At 69.6% G+C, this 17,714-nt stretch carries 18 protein-coding genes and 3 tRNA genes; 15 read left to right on the top strand and 6 right to left on the bottom strand.

Going from position 1 to position 17,714, the window contains the following annotated elements; genetic code table 11:
* A partial coding sequence (locus ACRDSK_RS06220; RefSeq protein WP_431438969.1) for a sensor histidine kinase occupies positions 1–1,224 on the bottom strand: 1,224 nt, incomplete at its 3' end.
* 327 nt (positions 1,225–1,551) lie between these two features.
* Between ACRDSK_RS06220 and ACRDSK_RS06215 the strand changes: the two genes are divergently transcribed.
* From ACRDSK_RS06215 to ACRDSK_RS06180, 8 genes are all read left to right on the top strand, one after another.
* Positions 1,552–2,721 (top strand): type I restriction enzyme HsdR N-terminal domain-containing protein, encoded by a 1,170-nt coding sequence (locus ACRDSK_RS06215; protein ID WP_431438968.1) that lies wholly within the window; start codon positions 1,552–1,554, stop codon positions 2,719–2,721.
* Positions 2,722–2,769: 48 nt separating this feature from the next.
* Complete coding sequence (locus ACRDSK_RS06210) at positions 2,770–3,819, top strand: winged helix DNA-binding domain-containing protein (RefSeq protein ID WP_431438967.1); 1,050 nt, start codon at positions 2,770–2,772, stop codon at positions 3,817–3,819.
* Between the two features lie 154 nt (positions 3,820–3,973).
* Positions 3,974–6,628 carry a putative bifunctional diguanylate cyclase/phosphodiesterase gene (locus ACRDSK_RS06205; protein ID WP_431438966.1) on the top strand — a complete coding sequence of 885 codons (2,655 nt, stop codon included), beginning with the start codon at positions 3,974–3,976 and terminating at the stop codon, positions 6,626–6,628.
* A gap of 98 nt (positions 6,629–6,726) precedes the next feature.
* Positions 6,727–6,799: transfer RNA gene (locus ACRDSK_RS06200), tRNA-Thr, on the top strand.
* Positions 6,800–6,841: 42 nt separating this feature from the next.
* A tRNA-Met gene (locus tag ACRDSK_RS06195) sits at positions 6,842–6,914 on the top strand.
* A gap of 32 nt (positions 6,915–6,946) precedes the next feature.
* Positions 6,947–7,111 carry a 50S ribosomal protein L33 gene (gene rpmG / locus ACRDSK_RS06190; protein WP_431438965.1) on the top strand — a complete coding sequence of 55 codons (165 nt, stop codon included), beginning with the start codon at positions 6,947–6,949 and terminating at the stop codon, positions 7,109–7,111.
* A complete protein-coding gene (locus ACRDSK_RS06185) occupies positions 7,112–7,561 on the top strand; it encodes an FAS1-like dehydratase domain-containing protein (protein WP_431438964.1) in 450 nt (149 codons plus the stop codon). It abuts the gene before it with no gap.
* Entirely contained in the window at positions 7,558–7,971 is a 414-nt protein-coding gene (locus ACRDSK_RS06180) for a MaoC/PaaZ C-terminal domain-containing protein (RefSeq protein ID WP_431438963.1), read from the top strand. Before ACRDSK_RS06185 ends, ACRDSK_RS06180 begins: the two co-directional genes overlap by 4 nt.
* 91 nt (positions 7,972–8,062) lie before the next feature.
* Here ACRDSK_RS06180 and ACRDSK_RS06175 read toward each other — a convergent pair whose 3' ends face one another.
* Together ACRDSK_RS06175 and ACRDSK_RS06170 are read right to left on the bottom strand one after the other, a co-directional pair.
* Positions 8,063–9,070 (bottom strand): amidohydrolase family protein, encoded by a 1,008-nt coding sequence (locus ACRDSK_RS06175; RefSeq protein WP_431438962.1) that lies wholly within the window; start codon positions 9,068–9,070, stop codon positions 8,063–8,065.
* A complete protein-coding gene (locus tag ACRDSK_RS06170; RefSeq protein WP_431438961.1) occupies positions 9,067–9,438 on the bottom strand; it encodes a metal-sulfur cluster assembly factor in 372 nt (123 codons plus the stop codon). Before ACRDSK_RS06170 ends, ACRDSK_RS06175 begins: the two co-directional genes overlap by 4 nt.
* Before the next feature lie 79 nt (positions 9,439–9,517).
* On the opposite strand from ACRDSK_RS06170, the gene ACRDSK_RS06165 reads away from it, so the two are divergent.
* Positions 9,518–10,258: an IclR family transcriptional regulator gene (locus ACRDSK_RS06165; RefSeq protein WP_431438959.1), complete on the top strand. Its 741-nt coding sequence runs from the start codon at positions 9,518–9,520 to the stop codon at positions 10,256–10,258.
* A gap of 42 nt (positions 10,259–10,300) precedes the next feature.
* Here ACRDSK_RS06165 and ACRDSK_RS06160 read toward each other — a convergent pair whose 3' ends face one another.
* A complete protein-coding gene (locus ACRDSK_RS06160) occupies positions 10,301–11,524 on the bottom strand; it encodes a pyridoxal phosphate-dependent aminotransferase (protein ID WP_431438958.1) in 1,224 nt (407 codons plus the stop codon).
* Positions 11,525–11,729: 205 nt separating this feature from the next.
* Between ACRDSK_RS06160 and ACRDSK_RS06155 the strand changes: the two genes are divergently transcribed.
* The 5 genes from ACRDSK_RS06155 (at position 11,730) to rplA (ending at position 14,634) form a co-directional block, all read left to right on the top strand.
* Positions 11,730–11,802 (top strand) — tRNA-Trp (locus tag ACRDSK_RS06155).
* Positions 11,803–11,844: 42 nt separating this feature from the next.
* On the top strand, positions 11,845–12,348 hold the full coding sequence (gene secE / locus ACRDSK_RS06150) for a preprotein translocase subunit SecE (protein WP_431438957.1): 504 nt from the start codon (positions 11,845–11,847) through the stop codon (positions 12,346–12,348).
* Between the two features lie 71 nt (positions 12,349–12,419).
* On the top strand, positions 12,420–13,304 hold the full coding sequence (gene nusG / locus ACRDSK_RS06145; protein WP_431438956.1) for a transcription termination/antitermination protein NusG: 885 nt from the start codon (positions 12,420–12,422) through the stop codon (positions 13,302–13,304).
* Positions 13,305–13,332: 28 nt separating this feature from the next.
* Positions 13,333–13,767 (top strand): 50S ribosomal protein L11, encoded by a 435-nt coding sequence (gene rplK / locus ACRDSK_RS06140; protein ID WP_431438955.1) that lies wholly within the window; start codon positions 13,333–13,335, stop codon positions 13,765–13,767.
* A 144-nt stretch (positions 13,768–13,911) separates the two neighbouring features.
* A complete protein-coding gene (rplA, locus tag ACRDSK_RS06135) occupies positions 13,912–14,634 on the top strand; it encodes a 50S ribosomal protein L1 (protein WP_431438954.1) in 723 nt (240 codons plus the stop codon).
* Between the two features lie 168 nt (positions 14,635–14,802).
* Here rplA and ACRDSK_RS06130 read toward each other — a convergent pair whose 3' ends face one another.
* Together ACRDSK_RS06130 and ACRDSK_RS06125 are read right to left on the bottom strand one after the other, a co-directional pair.
* Positions 14,803–15,585 (bottom strand): S1 family peptidase, encoded by a 783-nt coding sequence (locus ACRDSK_RS06130; RefSeq protein ID WP_431438953.1) that lies wholly within the window; start codon positions 15,583–15,585, stop codon positions 14,803–14,805.
* A 421-nt stretch (positions 15,586–16,006) separates the two neighbouring features.
* Entirely contained in the window at positions 16,007–16,900 is an 894-nt protein-coding gene (locus ACRDSK_RS06125; protein WP_431438952.1) for a hypothetical protein, read from the bottom strand.
* Between the two features lie 280 nt (positions 16,901–17,180).
* Between ACRDSK_RS06125 and rplJ the strand changes: the two genes are divergently transcribed.
* Entirely contained in the window at positions 17,181–17,714 is a 534-nt protein-coding gene (rplJ, locus tag ACRDSK_RS06120) for a 50S ribosomal protein L10 (protein ID WP_431438951.1), read from the top strand.

Here is a 17,714-nt window from a genome sequence, read left to right as displayed (position 1 = left end):
CGCCAGGGTCTGCCCGCGGGGCCGCTTCGGCAGCGCCGGCAGCCGGTCGGCGTCGTCCACCGTGCCGTTCTCGGTACCCGCGCCGACGGCCGCCGGCTCGAGCACCGCCGGCTGTGGCGCGGTCGGGAACGAGTCCCAGCGGGGCTGGACGATCAGCTGGCTCGGGATGCGGACCACCACGCCGGTGCCGCCGCGCGAGGAGGGCCGGAAGAAGACGTGCAGCCAGTGCTTGCGGGCGAGCGCGCCCACCACCGCCAGGCCCAGGCGGGTGCCGGACAGCTTCGTGATGTCCATCGCCTCGTTCGTCGAGACCGCCGCCTCGGCACGCTCGAGCGCCTGCGGCTTCATCCCGAGGCCGCCGTCCTCGATGGTCACCACGATGCCGGTGTGCAGCTCCTCGACGTAGACGTGCACCTCCTCCGACGGCGCGGAGAAGCGGGTCGCATTGTCCATGAGCTCGGCCAGCGCGTGCATCACGTCCTCGGCGGCGTAGCCGGCGATTCCGGCGGTGCAGGCCGAGTGCACCCGCACCCGCTGGTAGGCGCCGATCCGGCCCATCGCTCCCCGCAGGACACTCTCCATCACGATCGGCTTGGTCCAGCGCCGGCCGGAACGTGCCCCGGTCAGCACCGCGATGCTGTCCGCCAGCCGGCCGGCCTGTGCGGTGCTGTGGTCCAGCCTCAGCAGGTCTCCGAGCACCTCCTCGGAGTGCCGGCCCTCCATCTCGCGGAGGTCGGCGAGCATGCTCGTGGCCATGGCCTGGACGCGTGCGGCGGCGCTCGCGCAGGCCGCCGTCGTCGCCGCGCGCCGGCGCTCGCCGAGTCCGATCTCCGCCGTGAACGCCTGCAGGATGCGCCGGTGCACGGGGCCGTGCGGCTGCGGCAACTCGGCGAGCACGGTGTCCGGCGCGACGCCTTCCCGTAGGCGTCTCGCCGCGGCCGGCAGCACGTGGTCGGCCAGCGCGGCGTAGTCCGTGTCCACCAGCCGTGCCCGCTCGCGAGCCAGCCGCGCCTCGATGCCGCGGTGTCCCGCCAACGCGACGGCGACGCACACCGCCACCGACAGCACCGCGCCGAAACCGGCGACGATGGGCCGCTCGGCCGCGGATACCTGCAACGAGACCCACAACGTCGCGCCGCCGGTGACGAGCGCCGCGGTGAGCAGCAGCAGCAAGACGTCTGTCGTGGGCCAACGGTCGATCGGACGATGAACGGGTTCTGACATCGGCGAAACAGTCCTCACGTTCGGCTGACTGATCAACATACTCGGATGCCGCGGTACCGATTTATGGGGTGTGGTCTCGGCGTTGGCCAATTCGTCCTATGTGGAGAGACGAGAACGACGACGCAGGACAGCACCGGTCCATGGCGCAGATCGTCAGTCCGCCGACGACCAGGGTGATCCAGAGAAGCCGGAAAGTGGCACCCGAGATACCCCCGGATGTTGGCGGGCGTTCGCTTTTACGACGTCGCCGTGGTTCCGTGTCGGTAACGCCATGATCGGGATTGGCGACTGACGGCACTGGGGCCCCAGTCGACGAAAGGTCACGTCGTGGAGATTGCTGAGCGTACGCAGGCGTTGGCGCTGAAGATCCGGAAGCAGAAGGCCAGCATCGAGACCGAGGAGGCGACCAAGAACGCCTTCGTCATGCCCTTCATCAGTACCGTGCTCGGCTATGACGTCTTCAATCCCGCTGAGGTGATTCCCGAGTTCACCGCCGACGTGGGTACCAAGCGGGGCGAGAAGATCGACTACGCCATCGCGCACGAGGACAAGATTCAGCTGCTCGTCGAGGTCAAGAAGGTCAACGATCCGCTTCGGATCGAGCATGCTTCTCAGCTCTACCGGTACTTCGCGGTCACCAACGCGCGGATCGCGATTCTCACCAACGGCGAGGTGTACGAGTTCTACACCGATCTCGACGCGCCCAACCGAATGGACGCGAAGCCCTTCCTGGTGCTCGACTTCTCCGCGCTGGACGAGACTTTGCTGCCGGAGCTCGCCAAGCTCACCAAGGAATCCTTCGACCTCGATTCCGTGATCAGCGCGGCCGGGGAGCTGAAATACATCGGGCAGCTCAAGCGCGTACTCGCGGGTCAGTTCAAGCAGCCCGAGGACGAGTGGGTCCGCTTCCTGACCACCCGCGTCTACGACGGCGCCTTCACCCAGCGCGTGCGGGAACAGTTCGCTCCGCTGGTGTCCAAGGCCGCCCGGCAGTTCCTCACCGAGCAGGTCAACGACCGGCTCAAGAACGCGCTCGGCGGGCCCGACGCCTATGTCAGCGTCTCCAGCCCCGCCGAGGCCGAACAGCCGCCGGCGGAGGCGCGCGAGGAAGTAGTCGAGAAGGCCGTCAACGCGAGTGGGGAGATCGTCACCACCGAGGACGAGCTCGAGGGGTTCCGGATCGTGCGGGCCATCGTCTGCGGTGAGGTGGATGTCGCTCGGGTCGTGGCCCGCGACACCAAGACCTACTGCGGCGTGCTGCTCGACGACAACAACCGAAAGCCCGTCGCTCGGCTCTGGCTCAACCGGGCCAGGAAGTACCTCGGCGTGTTCGACGAGAACAAGGTCGAGACTCGTGTTCCCATCGACCACGTCTCGGACATCTACCGGTACGCGGACCAGTTGCGGATGACCGTGGTCCGGTACGACACCAGGCCGACGCTGGTCGAGTCCGAAGTCGAGGTCGGTGGGGAGGAGATGGGGCTCGAAACCGTGTGAGGGCATCATCTTCGGTGTCGTTGTCGTCGCCGGCTTGCGGAGGTCGCCATGGGACGGTTCTCCGCGGACGACACGTGCCGGCTGAGGGCTGCCGCGCAGGGGCTCGCGGGGTCCGCTACCACTGTCGTCGACGCGGTGCGGCGGGTCGTCGGCCTGCAGGCGCAGGACGTGCGGGCCTGTCGGCTCGCGGTCCGGGTGCGGACTCGCGGGCTCACCGCCGCCGACGTCGACGCCGCCTGTCGGGAGAAGGCAGTCGTGCGGACCTGGGCCATGCGCGGGACCTTGCACATGGTCGCGGCCGACGACTTCGGGTGGGTCAACGGGCTCTTCGGGCCCTACTTCGCCGCTCGGGGGGCGCCTCGGCGGCGGCAGCTCGGGCTCGGCGACGCGACTCTCGAGCGGGCCGCCGCCGCCTTCGAGGAGATCGCGCGGGAGCCACATACCCGCAGCGAGATCGTCGAGCGGCTGGCCGACCACGGGGTGCGGCTCGAGCCGAAGAGTCAGGAGGCCCCGCACCTGCTCGCCTACGCGGCCAACACCGGGCAGCTCTGCCGGGGACCCGACACCGCCAAGGACGAGCCGACCTACGTTCTCGTCGACGAGTGGCTCGGGCCGCAGAAGAGCCTCACCGAGGAGGAGGCGCTCGCGCGGCTCGCCGTGCGGTACCTGCGCGGGCACGGGCCGGCCACCGCCGAGGACCTCGCCACCTGGTCGGGGCTGCCGGTCACCTTGGCGCGTGCGGCCGTCGAAACGGTCGAGGAGGAGGCGCTGGCGGACGACCCGCTGCCCGACGCACCAACCCGGCTTCTCGGACATTTCGACGCCTATCTGCTCGGCTACCGCGGCCGCGATCTCGCCGTCCCCGCCGAGCACCAGCGTGAGGTCCAGGCCGGCGGCGGCTTCGTGATGCCGGTCGTCCTGAACGAGGGCCGGGCGGTCGGCACCTGGCGGGCCACGACGCGGAAGAACGAGGTCGAGGTGACGGCGACGGGGTTCGGGGGACAGTCGCTACCGGACCTGGCGGACGAGATCGCCGATCTCAACCGGTTCCTGGACCGAGCAAGTCGAGAAACCGGAGCGGGTAACGCTTTGGGGTGACACCCAGAAGTATGTCCGGTTTCACAAATGTCCTTTTAGCGCAGTCGGATTCTGAGTCCGAACACGATACAGTTACCCGACCGTGACATGCCCGATCGGGGGGCGTGGCCACCGTGCGACGGGTTTGGCCTGGTTGGACGGCCGAGGAGAGTGCATGCCTGAGACGGCAGTGGAGCGCACGGCGCCAGCCGACGCGACCGCCGAGACGGACCCGACCGTCGACCGCCGGTTCGGCATCTTCTCCGTGTTCGTCCTCGCCACCGGCGTGGTCGCGGCCGCCCTCATGTCCTGGTGGCTGCCGCTGCACCCGAGCGTCGGCCAGATCGGCACCGGCCTGCTGCTCGTCCTCGCGTTCCTCGTCGTCGAGCAGCTCTCGGTCAACATCGACATCCGCGGCGGCATCTCCTGGACCATCTCGTTCACCGAGATACCCCTGGCCATCGGCCTGTTCGTGGCGCCGTTCCAGGTCGTCCTCGCCGCCCACCTGATCGCCGGCGTCGGCACGCTGCTCGCCCGCCGCGTGCAGGACCGCGTCCTCTACAACACCGGCGCGGAGATCCTCGAGATCACCTCGGCGTTCGCCGTCTACACGCTGGTCGGCAACGTCCTGCTGCAGGGCGAGGGCCCGCGCTGGATCGGCGCGTTCGCCGGCGCGCTGTCGGCCCCGATCACCAGCACGCTGCTCGGCCTCGCCGCGGTCTACGTGCTCGGCCGCCGCATGCGCGTGGGCGAGGCCGTCCGGCTCGTCTTCCGCATCCTCGTGCTCGGCCTGGTCAACGCCTCCGTCGGCGTCGTCTGCTACAAGGTCGCCAGCAACGTCGAGCACGGCTGGGTCCTCGTCCTCGCCACCCTCGGCGGCGTCTGGGCCCTCTACCTCGCCTACTCCGGCCTGCTGCGCGAACAACGCGACCTCGAGGCGTTGTCCGAGGTCAGCCTCATCGTCGCGCGCTCTGGCCGGCGCGCGGCCGCCCGTCCGGCCACCGGCCCGGACACCGCCATCCGGCCCGACGACTGGCTCGGCGTCGCCCACCGCATCCGCGACCAGCTCGGCGCGGCCCGCGTCGTGCTGCGGCTGCGCTTCGACCCCCAGGCGCCGATGCACACCGTCGTCGCCGGCGACGAGCTGCCCGCCGAGGTCGTCGACCTGGCGGCGACCGGCGCCCGGACCGACGCACTGCTGCGCCTGCCCGGCTCGCACGTGCGCCACTTCCGCCGCGCCGACGCGCTGCCCGAGATCCGTCAGGCACTCGTGCGCCGCGACGCGCACGAGGCCCTCGTCGTCCCGCTGCGCAGCGCCAGCCACCTGCTCGGCGTCGTCGAGGCGCACGACAAGCTGTCCCGCTGGCGCGGCTTCGGCCAGGCCGACCTGCGGATGATCGGCACCACGGCGAGCCACCTGGCGACCGCGCTGGACAACCGCCGGCTGCTGGCGACGCTGCGCCACGACGCCTACCACGACCCGCTGACCGGGCTGCACAACCGGCCCGGCTTCCGCCAGCTCGCCACCGAGCTGCTCGCGAGCAACCCCGGCTCGGTGATGCTGCGCGTCGACCTCGAGGTCCAGCCCGCGATCAGCGACGCGCTCGGCTACGCCTGGGCCGACCGCATCACGATCGCCGCCGGCCGCCGGCTGCGCGACGCCCTCGGTGCGGACACCCCGCTCGCCCGGCTCGAGGGTGGTGCGTTCGCCGCACTGCTGGTCGACGCCGACTTCGAGCACGCGCAGGCCGTGGCCGAGCGCCTCGTCGTCGGCCTGTCCGTGCCCTACCCGGTCGACCGGCTGACCGTCGAGGCCGGCGTGGTCGTCGGCTACTCCTCGGCCGCGATGGCCGACGGCGTGATGTTCACCGACGCCGCGGGCGCCCGCGACGGCGCGGTGACCGAGCTGGACGTCGACGAGCTGCTCAAGCGCGCCGACGTGGCGCTGCGCGCGGCCAAGTCCAGCGGCGAGCAGGTCCGCGCGTACATGCCGAGCATGGGCCAGATCTTCCTGCGCCGGTTCCAGCTGGTCACCCAGTTCCGCCAGGCACTGGAGACCGACCAGGTCAGCATCCACTACCAGCCGAAGGTGGCGCTGCCGCGGCGCGAGGTGCTCGGTGTCGAGGCGCTGGTGCGCTGGCGGCACCCCGAGTTCGGCGACCTGCACCCGGACGAGTTCGTGCCGGCCGTCGAGGCCGCCGGGCTGGTCGACGCGCTCACCGAGTTCGTCCTCGAGAAGGCGCTGATCCGGGTGCGCAAGTGGATGGACCGCCAGCTGCGCATCGGCGTCGCGGTCAACCTGTCCGTGCGCAGCCTCGCCGACCTGGAGTTCCCGCGCCGGGTGGCGGACGCGCTGCAGCGGCACCGGGTGCCGCCCGAGCTGCTCACCCTCGAGCTGACCGAGTCCGGCGTGATGGCCGACCCGGCGCGTGCCCTGCCGGTGCTGCGGGCGCTGCACGGCCTGGGCGTCGTGCTGGCGGTCGACGACTTCGGCACCGGCTACTCCTCGCTCGCCTACCTGCGCCAGCTGCCGGTGGACGAGGTCAAGATCGACAAGAGCTTCGTCTTCGGCATGGGCAGCGACCTGGGCGACCTCGCGGTGGTCCGGTCGATCGTCGAGCTCGGCCACTCGCTCGGCCTGGTCGTGGTCGCCGAGGGAGTCGAGGAGGACGCCGCCCGCGACCAGCTCGCCGCCATGGGCTGCGACGTCGCGCAGGGCTACCTGATCTCGCGGCCGCTGTCCGAGGAGCGGCTCGAGGCATGGCTGCAGGCCCGCACCGCGCAGGCCAAGAACATCCGCGACGAGATGATCCTCACGCTGCTCTCGTGAGCGAGCTTGCGAGCGAACCGATGTCACAGGGCGAGGATCCCGATTTCGCCGCCTCGGTCGCCCCGTGTACAGTCAGCACGGCTCAACGCGAAGAGCACGCCCCAATAGCTCAGTCGGCAGAGCGTCTCCATGGTAAGGAGAAGGTCTACGGTTCGATTCCGTATTGGGGCTCGCGAATACACTCGGGGGGTGCGAATCCCCCACAGGGGATCTGGCGGTGTAGCTCAGTCGGTAGAGCAAGCGGCTCATAATCGCTGTGTCGCCGGTTCAAGTCCGGCCACCGCTACGCGGGTTGAGTATTGAGAGAGAGGCAAGGCTGTGGCCAGCACCGACGTGCGACCGAAGATCACGCTGGCGTGTGAGGTGTGCAAGCACCGCAACTACATCACCAGGAAGAACAAGCGGAACGATCCGGACCGCCTGGAGATGAAGAAGTTCTGCTCGAACTGCGGCCGGCACCGCGCGCACAAGGAAACGCGCTAGGTGCCGCTGGACCCGGCCTACGTCGGGCACAGCTACCCGCGCTCGGAGCTCTACCAGATCGGTCGGGAGAAGATCCGGGAGTTCGCGGACGCCATCGGTGACCCGCATCCGATGTACCGCGATGTCGACGCCGCCAAGGCGGCCGGCCACTCCGACGTGATCGCCCCGCCGACGTTCGTGATGGTCCTGTTCCACATGTACGCCCTCGCGGCCGTGGTGGAGGACCCGGGCCTCGGCCTCGACTACGAACGCATGGTTCACGGCGACATGTCCTTCAAGCTGGCGCGGCCCGTGCAGGCCGGCGACAAGCTCGCGGTCACCACGTCCATCGACGAGATCATGTCCCGCGCCGGCAACGACTTCCTCACGCTGCGCGCGGACATCGACACCGAAGAGGGCGAGCGCGTCGTCACCGCCTGGGCCCAGCTCGTCGTGCGGGCCGCGTCATGAGTGAGGTCACGGCCGGCACCGAGCTGCCGCCCCTCGACGTGCGGGTCCGCCGCGCCGACCTGGTCCGCTACGCGGGCGCGTCGCTGGACTTCAACCCGATCCACTGGAACGACCGCGTGGCCGAGGACGTCGGCCTGCCCGGCGTGATCGCCCACGGCATGCTCACGATGGCCGTCGCGGGCCGGCTGGTCACCGACTGGCTCGGCGACCCCGGCCGGATCCTCGAGTACAGCGCCCGGTTCGTCCGCCCCGTGGTCGTCCCGAACGACGACGAGGGCGCGCTGGTCGAGCTCACCGGCAAGGTGCGCGAGGTCCGCGAGGACGGCACGGCGCGGGTCGACATCACGGCCAAGTTCGAGGGCAAGGCCGTGCTGGGCAAGGCCGTCGCGATCGTCCGCCTGCCTGAATGACTGTCTGAGCAACTGCCTGAATGACGCCTTCCGGGTATCCGAACTGTCCCGGAAGGCGCCACTCACCGGCGGGGACCGGGCCGGTGCCGTCTCAGGCGCGAGTGCGGCCGAACCTCTCGCGGGCCGCCGCCACGTCCATGCCGTGCAGTCGCAACAGATTCTCTCCCAAGATCTTGCGCTTCGCCGTGTCTGTCAGCTGCGGGTAGCCGTAGCCCTCGCACAGGTCCTGCGGGATCTGGAAGTCCATGAAGGCGCGCAGCGCCCACTGCGGGTGGAACAGCGGCGCCTCGCTACCGAACACGATCTTGTCCTCGCCGCACCAGAAGAGCAACTTGCCGATGATCTCGGCGAACATCCTGGGGGAGCGGACGATGAAGTTGATCGTCGCCGCGATCGACGCGTACAGGTTCGGGTAGCGGATCAGCTGCCAGCACGTCTCGTCGAGGAACGGCAGCCCGACGTGGAAGATCACGAAGTTGATGTCCGGGAAGTTCGCCGCCGCCCCGTCCATGTCCCACGTCGCGGTGTGCTCGATCGGCTGCGGCCCGAGCGGCACGCCCTTGTGCACGCCGATCAGGTTGATGCCGAGCTCCTGGGCCTTCTCGAAGATCGGGAACGCGATCTTGGGGTCGTCCATCCGCCACGGGAACGGCGAGCCGTAGTCGTAGCGCACGTTGTAGAACTTGAACGCCTTCGCGCCGAACTCGCCGACCTGCCGCTCCATGAGGTCCAGTGCGCGCTTGCCCTCCAGCGGGTTCACCGAGCCCCACAGCACCGTGCGGTCCGGGTCGAGCTGGGCCAGCTCCGCGCACTCCTCCCAAGGCGACAGTCCGTCCGCGAACAGGTCGGTCAGCGGCAGTGGCATCGCCACGAGCATGTCCGTGTCGGACTCCTCGTACACCTGGTGGCGGATGTCCTGGATGGTCCAGTTGCGCAGGAACTGCTCGGCCGACAGCGTCTCGGCGTCGTCCGGAGTGAGCGCCGAGTGGAAGGCGTACAGGTGGTTCGCGAACATCTCGCCGGGGGCGCCGAAGGCGTTCTTCGGCTCGAAGTTGAACGGGTGCGCCACGCCGTCGAACACGAACACGTCGTCGATCATGACGTGACTCCCTTCTCGGCCAGATAGGCCGCTCGGTCGGGCACGGCCGCCGGGTCGGGGAGGAAGCGCAGCTTGGCGCGAGCGCCGGCTGACAGCCGGTCGGTCGTCCACGCCTCGTCCCACACCACCTCCACCTCGGCGCTGTCGATGTCCGGCAGCGCCTCCACCCGCTCCTGGACGTCCGAGATCACCCGAGCGGCGAACGGACACCAGCCGGAGGTCAACAGCAGCTCCACCCGGGCCCGTCCGTCCGAAACGGACACCCGGTGGAGCAGGCCCATGTCGACCACCGAGATGCCCTTCTCCTGGCAGCACGGGTCGTACACGTCGGCCAGCGCGTCGATGAACCGCTGCGGGATGTCGGCCATGCTTCGAGGCTCGCAGCGGCCGCGGGTCGGCGAAAGTCGTAAGATTTCAGATGGTGCACGCTGTGGGACGGTGACGAAGATGCGCGATCAGCCATCGGATCTCATCCAGTCGGTGTCCCGTGCGATGCGCATCCTCGAGGAGGTCGGGTCGAGCCCCGCGCCGCTGACCGTCAAGGCCATCGCCCGCCGCTGCGGGCTGAAGGTGTCGACCGCCTACCACCTCGTGCGCACCCTGAGCTACGAGGGCTACCTGGTGCGCGACCGCGAGGGCCGTTACGTCCTGGGCTCGTCGGTCGCGCGCCGGTTCCACGACCTGCAGGCCTCGTTCGACCAGCCGCCCGAGGTCCACGACGTGCTGGCGCACCTGGCCGCGACGACCCGCCGCACGGCCTACCTCGGTCGGTTCGTGTCCGGCCGGATCCTGATCACCGACCTCGTCGAGGGGCCGGAGTCGCCGTACCTGGAGGACCTGGAGGTCGGCCTGAACGTGGCCGCGCACGCCACGGTGATCGGCAAGGTGCTGCTGGCGTCGCTGCCGAGGGCGCGGCGTACCGCGTACCTGGCCGAGCAGGGCATGCGCCGGTTCACCTCGCGGACGGTGGTCGACACCGACGCGCTGGAGGTCGAGCTCGCCGGCGTCGGCGCGGGCCGGGCGGTGCTGGAGCACGGCCAGTTCCGGGACGGCGTGTCCTGCGTGGGCGCGCTGGTGAGCCGGACGGGAGACCCGTGGGCGGTGGTGGCCTCGACCCGCGCGGACGACGTCCCCGCCGAGGTCACCTGGCACACGCTGCGCGCCGCCGAGGACCTCACGCCGGTGTAGCGCCTCGTTGGCGGCGAGCCGGTCGGGAGGCCGGGGCCGCCGCTACATCGCTTCGCGGAGCAGATCGCCCATGCGCGTGATGCCGGTTGCCAGGTCGTCGTCGCCCAGGGCGTACGAGAGCCGGAAGTAGCCCGGGGTGCCGAAGGCCTCGCCCGGGACCACCGCGACCTCGACGTGCTCCAACACGAGCGCGGCCAGCTCGACACTCGTCGCCGCCACCGAGCCGCGGATCTCCTTGCCCAGCAGCGCCCGCACGGACGGGTAGGCGTAGAACGCGCCCTGCGGGGTCGGGCACTCGACGCCCGGGATCTCCGACAGCAGCTTCACGATCGTGCGGCGCCGGCGGTCGAACGCCTCCCGCATCTCGTGTGCGGCGTCGAGCGGGCCGGACACCGCGGCCAGCGCTGCCCGCTGCGACACGTTCGCCACGTTCGACGTCAGGTGCGACTGCAGGTTCGCGGCCGCCTTCGTCACGTCCGCCGGGCTGATCATCCAGCCCACCCGCCAGCCGGTCATCGCGAACGTCTTGGCCACGCCGTTCACCACGATGCAGGTCTCGGCCAGCTCCGGCACGACGACCGGCATCGACGCGGCCGTCACGCCGTCGTAGGTCAGGTGCTCGTAGATCTCGTCGGTGATCACCCAGATGCCGTGCTCGACCGCCCAGCGGCCGATCGCCTCGACCTGCTCGCGCGGGTACACCGCGCCGGTCGGGTTGGACGGCGAGCAGAACAGCAGAGCCTTCGTGCGCGGCGTGCGCGCGGCCTCCAGCTGCTCGACCGAGGCCAGGTAACCCGTCGACTCGTCGGTCAGGACCGGCACCGTGACGCCGCCGGCGAGCGCGATCGACTCGGGGTAGGTGGTCCAGTACGGCGCCGGCAGCAGCACCTCGTCGCCCGGGTCGATGATCGTGGCGAACGCCTGGTAGACGGCCTGCTTGCCGCCGTTGGTGACCAGCACCTGGTTGGCCGCCACCTCGTAGCCGCTGTCCCGCCTCGTCTTCGCCGCGACCGCCTCGCGCAGCTCGGGCAGGCCGGCCGCGGGCGTGTAGCGGTGGTTGCGCGGGTCGCGGGCCGCCTCGATCGCCGCCTCGACGATCGCGGGCGGGGTGGGGAAGTCCGGCTCGCCGGCGCCGAAGCCGATTACCGGCCGGCCGGCGGCCTTGAGCGCTTTGGCCTTCGCGTCCACGGCGAGCGTCGCGGACTCGGCGATGGCGCCGATCCGGGCGGAGACGCGGGGCGGGGCGGGGACGGAGCTGTCAGCCATGCCAGAATCGTCGCAGATAGGCCAATCGGATTAACAGCCGCCCGCTCCGTGTTGTACCCGACTGTCGTACCAGGGGCGCGGTGAAGGCCGTCTCACCCGTTGCCGTACACTCTTGAACTTGGAAGTTGCCGACCTCACCCCACGAAGGACAGTGGGGTAGGTCGAATGCGTCCATGACCGCGTGGTCGAGTGATCGATCTCGCGAAGGGGTGTAGCTCAACTGGCAGAGCAGCGGTCTCCAAAACCGCAGGTTGCAGGTTCAAGTCCTGTCACCCCTGCGTCAGACGCAAGGTGCGGACCCATCGAGCGGAGGAACTGGCGTGGTTGACGACCGGGACAAGGAACGGGAAAAGGGACCGGAGCGCCCTTCTCGTCCGGTCACCGCCGCCTCGCGGCGTGAGCGCCGTGCGTCCGCTCGCCCCGCCGCGCGGAAGGACACGACGCCCGCCGGCGACAAGGCGGCCGACAAGGCGGCGTCGAAGCCCGGCGGCAAGGCGGACAAGTCCGACAAGGGCGCCGACAAGGCCAAGGCTCGCGTCCGCGGCAAGGACAAGGACGCCGAGTCCAAGTCCGCCACGCGCGGCGAGCAGAAGGGGCGGCCGACGCCGACCCGGGACCGCAAGGAGTCCCGGCCGGGGCTGTTCTCGCGGACCGTCCGGTTCCTGCGTGAGGTGGTCGCCGAGCTCCGCAAGGTCATCTGGCCGACACGCAAGCAGATGATCACCTACACGGCCGTCGTGCTGGTCTTCGTGGCCTTCATGGTGGCGCTGATCGCGTTGCTGGACCTCGGTCTCGGCAAGGGCGTGTCAGCACTGTTCGGCTGAGCTGCGCCCACGCGGGTGCGCCGGCAGAGTGGACAGGGCACGCGATCGATGAAAGGAAGCGAGACCGAACAGTGAGCTCCGAGAACGGCGCTGCTGGCAGCCAGGAGCTGACCGGCGGCGGTGTCGACCAGATCGACGAGGACGCGGTCGGGACCGCCGACGAGCAGTCCGCCGAGGACGCCGAGAGCACGGCCGACGACGCCGACACGACCGAGGACGCCGACTCCGACGAGGCCGACTCCGACGAGGCCCAGGACGCCACCGAGGACGACTCCGACGAGGCCGACGCCGAGTCCGGCGAGGACACCGAGGACACCGACGGCGAAGCCGAGGAGGCCGAGCCGGAGGACCCGGTCGCCGAGATGCGCGACGCCCTGCGGCGTGCGCCCGGTGAGTGGTACGTCGTGCACTCCTACGCCGGCTACGAGAACAAGGTCAAGACCAACCTCGAGACCCGAATCCAGACCCTGGACATGGAGGACTACATCTTCCAGGTCGAGGTGCCGACGGAAGAGGTCACCGAGATCAAGAACGGGCAGCGCAAGCAGGTCCAGCGCAAGGTGCTGCCCGGCTACATCCTCGTGCGGATGGACCTCAACGACGCCTCCTGGTCCGCGGTGCGCAACACCCCGGGCGTGACGGGCTTCGTCGGGGCGACGTCCAAGCCGTCGCCGCTGACCATCGACGAGGTGCTCAAGTTCCTCCTCCCGCAGGTGGAGGAGGCCAAACCGGCAACGGCGGGCAAGGGGACGGCGACCACGCCGGCCAAGGGCCCGGTCGTGGAGGTGGACTTCGAGGTCGGCGAGTCGGTCACCGTCATGGACGGCCCGTTCGCGACGCTGCCCGCCACGATCAGCGAGGTCAACGCCGACGGCCAGAAGCTGAAGGTCCTGGTGTCGATCTTCGGCCGGGAGACGCCGGTCGAGCTGTCGTTCAGCCAGGTCTCCAAGATCTGACGTTGTCGAGACACGAAGCAGGGAAGTAATGCCACCCAAGAAGAAGAAGAAGCTGACCGCGATCATCAAGTTGCAGATCACGGCCGGCGCGGCCAACCCGGCGCCCCCCGTGGGTCCGGCGCTTGGTCAGCACGGCGTCAACATCATGGAGTTCTGCAAGGCCTACAACGCCGCGACCGAGTCGCAGCGCGGCAACGTGGTGCCGGTCGAGATCTCCGTGTACGAGGACCGCTCGTTCGACTTCAAGCTCAAGACCCCGCCGGCGGCGAAGCTGCTGCTGAAGGCCGCGGGTGTGGACAAGGGCAGCGGCGAGCCGCACCGCCTCAAGGTCGCCAAGGTGACCTGGGACCAGGTGCGGGAGATCGCCGAGCAGAAGAAGAGCGACCTCAACGCCAACGACATCGACCAGGCCGCCAAGATCATCGCAGGCACCGCCCGTTCGATGGGCATCACGGTCGTCTAGGAAACGAAATCGACCAGTCCGCGCAGTGTCGATCAAGACAAATCGCGGGCACCGCCCGTTTGATGGGCATCACGGTCGTATAAGTCCGAAGTCCGTGGGAGGGCCACGCGCTGGCCCGCTACCACAACCTGATTGGAATCAGACATGGCAAAGCGCAGCAAGGCCTATCGTCAGGCCGCCGAGCTGATCGACCGCGAGCGGCTCTACTCACCGCTCGAGGCCGCGAAGCTGGCGAAGGAGACGAGCAAGGTGAAGCTGGACGCCACCGTCGAGGTGGCGATCCGGCTGGGGGTCGACCCCCGCAAGGCCGACCAGATGGTGCGCGGCACGGTGAACCTGCCGCACGGCACCGGCAAGACCGCGCGCGTGATCGTGTTCGCCACCGGTGACAAGGCCAACGAGGCCGTCAACGCCGGTGCGGACGAGGTCGGCGCCGAGGACCTGATCGAGCGCATCCAGGGTGGCTGGCTCGACTTCGACGCCGCGATCGCGACCCCCGACCAGATGGCGAAGGTCGGCCGCATCGCGCGCATCCTCGGCCCGCGCGGCCTGATGCCGAACCCGAAGACCGGCACCGTGACCCCGGACGTGACCAAGGCCGTCGCCGACATCAAGGGCGGCAAGATCAACTTCCGGGTCGACAAGCAGTCGAACCTGCACATGGTGATCGGCAAGGCGTCGTTCGACTCGGAGAAGCTGGTCGAGAACTACGCGGCCGCGCTGGACGAGGTGCTGCGGGCCAAGCCGTCCGCCGCGAAGGGCCGCTTCCTGAAGAAGGTCACCTTCTCCACGACCATGGGCCCCGGCATCCCGGTGGACCCGGCGCGCACCCGCAACATGCTGACCGAGGACCCGTCCGCCGTCTGACACAGGCGCGACGAGCCAAGGCGAAACGGCGCCCCGAGGGAGACCCTCGGGGCGCCGTTCTTGTGTAAGCCGGTCTGGGAAAGAGAAGGCCGAGAACAAGCCGGTGCCCCCGAGGTCTCCCTCGGGGGCACCGTTCTCTCTCCCTGTGGTGGTTGCTCGATCAGACCGTCACGGAAGCGTCGCGCCCGTGGCCGCGAGGGCCGTGGTCACGGGGGCGAAGAACGTGACGCCGCCCTGGGTGCAGTCACCACTGCCGCCCGAGGTGAGGCCGACCGCGCCGCCCTCTGCGGTGAACAGCGAACCGCCGCTGTCGCCGGGCTCGGCACAGACGTCGGTCTCGATGAGACCGGTGACGGTGCCCTCCGGGTAGGTAACGGTGGCGTTCAGGGCTGTGACCTGGCCATCGTTCAGACCCGTGGTGCTGCCCATGCGCTGGACCTGCTGGCCTTCCTCGGCCTCGACCGCACCGGTGATCTCGACTTCCTGGCCACCGATGTTCACGGTGCTGGGAGCCTCGGTCGCCGGGTCGTCGTACGCGGCGATGGCGAAGTCGCCGTCACCCGGGAACACGGCGTCCTGGATGGTGGCGATGGGCGCCCCACCCTCGGTGTCCGACCACTCGGCGGCCGCGACACCACAGTGTCCGGCCGTCAGGAAGCCCGGCGTGCCCTCGGCCGTGGTGACGTTGAAGCCGAGCGAGCAGCGCGCGCCCCCGGCGAAGATGGCGTCGCCACCCGCCGCGAACAGCTGGAACTCGCCGGGCGCCCGCTTCAGGCTCGCCACGTCGTTACCCATCGAGTCCACAGTGGACTCGAGCTGGTCCCACTCGGACGAGTCGATCGTGCTGTCCGCGAGGACCTCGATCTGGTTCGTCTCCGGGTTGACCGACCACGCGGTACCCGGCATCCGAGCCTCGTCCCAGAGGACCGACTGGCCTTCTTGCAGCGTCATGACCTCAGGCTGGGCCTGCTCGTCGCTGGACGCGTAAGCCGACGGCAACGTCACTGCTAGAGCGACTACCGCGACAGCTCCCGCGCTGGCGATGAGGGCCTTCTTCTTCGATACGCCTCGATGTTTGGCGCCCAACTCCCCGACCTCCTTGGATTGCTCCTTGGCTTGACATTCGCACGAATGGGGCCACCCCTACATACGAACAGTGATGAGTACCGGTTCACAGGCGCAGCTGGTGAGCGAATTTTCAACGGGCGCGAGGGTGTCCTCGGTGGGTCTGTCGCGAGGTGTCTGACCAGGCCTTTTGTCGGTTTCAACAGGCCCCGTTACGGGTTCGAAATTTAGTTACCGGTGGGTATGATCATGGGCCGACTTACCCACTTTCGTCGGGTGGCGATATTCATCCGGCTGAGTTACGGGATTAGCTGGTCGGCGGCGCGGTGGGGACGCCGGCGCAGTTGTCCGGCTCGGCGTCGTGCCGGGTGACGATCCACTGGCCGCCGACCGAGTTCTCGATCTTGCCGACGGTGAGCAGGCCCAGCCGCGGGCCGCCGGTCACGTCGAGGGCGCAGGAGCTCACCGGAACCTTGTCGCTCGTCGGGTTCGTGTTGACCGACGGCGGGAAGCGCGGGTTGGCGTAGTCGGACTTCGAGCCGGGCGTGACCTGCGCGTTGAGCTCTCCGACGATCTCCTCGCACGAGCCGCCCAGCCGCGAGTAGTGGTCGGCGAACTCGGCGCGCGCCCGTTCGGTGAAGCGGCCGCAGGCGCTGGTCGGGTCGCCCTGGGCGACGTCGTCGTAGATCTTCTGTACGGCGTTGCGCGGATCGGTCTCGTAGATCAGGTTCGTCTCGGCCTTCTTGCCGCCGATGACGTGCGGCGGACCGGGCGACTCGGGCGGACCGCTGCCCGGGAGCTTGTCGAGCAGCCAGTAGGCGACGCCGGCCAGCAGCAGGGCCACGAGCGCCACGGTGACGAGCTTGCCGACGAGCGGCCGCAGCAACCGTCGCCAGAGCGGGTCGCGCCTCGGCGGCGGCCCCCAGGGCTGCAGGGAGCCCGGCGGAGGCGGGGTGCCCTGCGGGAAGCCCTGCTCCTGTTGCTGGCGCATCAGCTCCTGGAACTGCTGGAACTGCTGGAACTGGCGCACCGCCTCGGGATCGACGAGCTGGGGCGGCGGGGTGGTCGCGGGCTCGCTCGGCGGACGAACGGACAACTCGCCACCCACCGCCGGCGTGCCGGTCGGCGGAGTCCGCTCCCCGTCCGGCGTGTCCGGCGGGTCCGCCGGCGGGTGCTCGTTGTCGGCCACGGACTCCATCATGCCGTGCTCGTCCGGGTGCGGAAGGTCAGGTGCGGAAGGTTGGGGGAGGCCGGGTTCGGGCGCGCGCGGGCCGCCCCGTATCCTCATCAGCGGTTCTACCGAAGACCGCTGGTCTCCGCCCCGGTGACGGGACGGACGAAGGCCCCGCGAACGCGGGCGGCCCGCGCAGGAGAACGAGGTTCGAGCGTTCGCGCTCTTCACGCCCCGTGCTGCTGCGCCGGGGCGTTCGTCGTCTCCAGGGGTCCTCGCCGGCGGTCCACAGCCACGAGAGGAGGCGACCATGGCGAAGGCAGGCAAGGTCGAGGCCGTCACTGAGATCGCGGACAAGTTCCGCAACAGCTCGGCAGCCGTTGTCACCGAGTACAGCGGCCTGACCGTGTCGCAGCTGACGACCCTGCGTCGCGCTCTCGGCACGGGTGCGACCTACCGGGTCGCGAAGAACACCCTCGTCCAGCGCGCCGCGGAGCAGGCCGACGTCAAGGGCCTGGAGGCCCTGTTCGTCGGTCCGACCGCGATCGCGTTCGTCGAGGGGGAGCCGGTCGACGCGGCCAAGGCCCTGCGCGACTTCGCGAAGGAGCACAAGGGCCTGGTCATCAAGGGCGGCTACATGGACGGCCGCCCGCTCACGGTCGACGAGGTCGGCAAGATCGCCGACCTCGACTCCCGCGAGGTGCTGCTCGCCAAGCTGGCGGGCGCCATGAAGGGCAACCTCACCAAGGCGGCCGGCCTCTTCGCCGCGCCCGCCTCGCAGGTCGCCCGCCTGGCCGCGGCACTGCAGGAGAAGAAGGCGTCAGCCGAGCAAGCCGAGAGCTGA

It is taken from the genome of Actinophytocola sp. (assembly GCF_050699915.1).
Classification (GTDB): Bacteria; Actinomycetota; Actinomycetes; order Mycobacteriales; family Pseudonocardiaceae; genus Actinophytocola.
The sequence above is the reverse complement of the archived record's forward strand: the minus strand, read 5'-3'. Positions and strand labels throughout refer to the sequence as shown.

Coding starts and splice junctions, on each gene's coding strand:
- ACRDSK_RS06125 (WP_431438952.1), bottom strand. CDS start 16,900: ATGATGGAGTCCGTGGCCGACAACGAGCACCCGCCGGCGGACCCGCCG.
- ACRDSK_RS06205 (WP_431438966.1), top strand. CDS start 3,974: ATGCCTGAGACGGCAGTGGAGCGCACGGCGCCAGCCGACGCGACCGCC.
- rplK (WP_431438955.1), top strand. CDS start 13,333: ATGCCACCCAAGAAGAAGAAGAAGCTGACCGCGATCATCAAGTTGCAG.
- ACRDSK_RS06130 (WP_431438953.1), bottom strand. CDS start 15,585: ATGACGCTGCAAGAAGGCCAGTCGGTCCTCTGGGACGAGGCTCGGATG.
- ACRDSK_RS06210 (WP_431438967.1), top strand. CDS start 2,770: ATGGGACGGTTCTCCGCGGACGACACGTGCCGGCTGAGGGCTGCCGCG.
- rplJ (WP_431438951.1), top strand. CDS start 17,181: ATGGCGAAGGCAGGCAAGGTCGAGGCCGTCACTGAGATCGCGGACAAG.
- ACRDSK_RS06170 (WP_431438961.1), bottom strand. CDS start 9,438: ATGGCCGACATCCCGCAGCGGTTCATCGACGCGCTGGCCGACGTGTAC.
- ACRDSK_RS06165 (WP_431438959.1), top strand. CDS start 9,518: ATGCGCGATCAGCCATCGGATCTCATCCAGTCGGTGTCCCGTGCGATG.
- ACRDSK_RS06180 (WP_431438963.1), top strand. CDS start 7,558: ATGAGTGAGGTCACGGCCGGCACCGAGCTGCCGCCCCTCGACGTGCGG.
- ACRDSK_RS06175 (WP_431438962.1), bottom strand. CDS start 9,070: ATGATCGACGACGTGTTCGTGTTCGACGGCGTGGCGCACCCGTTCAAC.
- ACRDSK_RS06160 (WP_431438958.1), bottom strand. CDS start 11,524: ATGGCTGACAGCTCCGTCCCCGCCCCGCCCCGCGTCTCCGCCCGGATC.
- rplA (WP_431438954.1), top strand. CDS start 13,912: ATGGCAAAGCGCAGCAAGGCCTATCGTCAGGCCGCCGAGCTGATCGAC.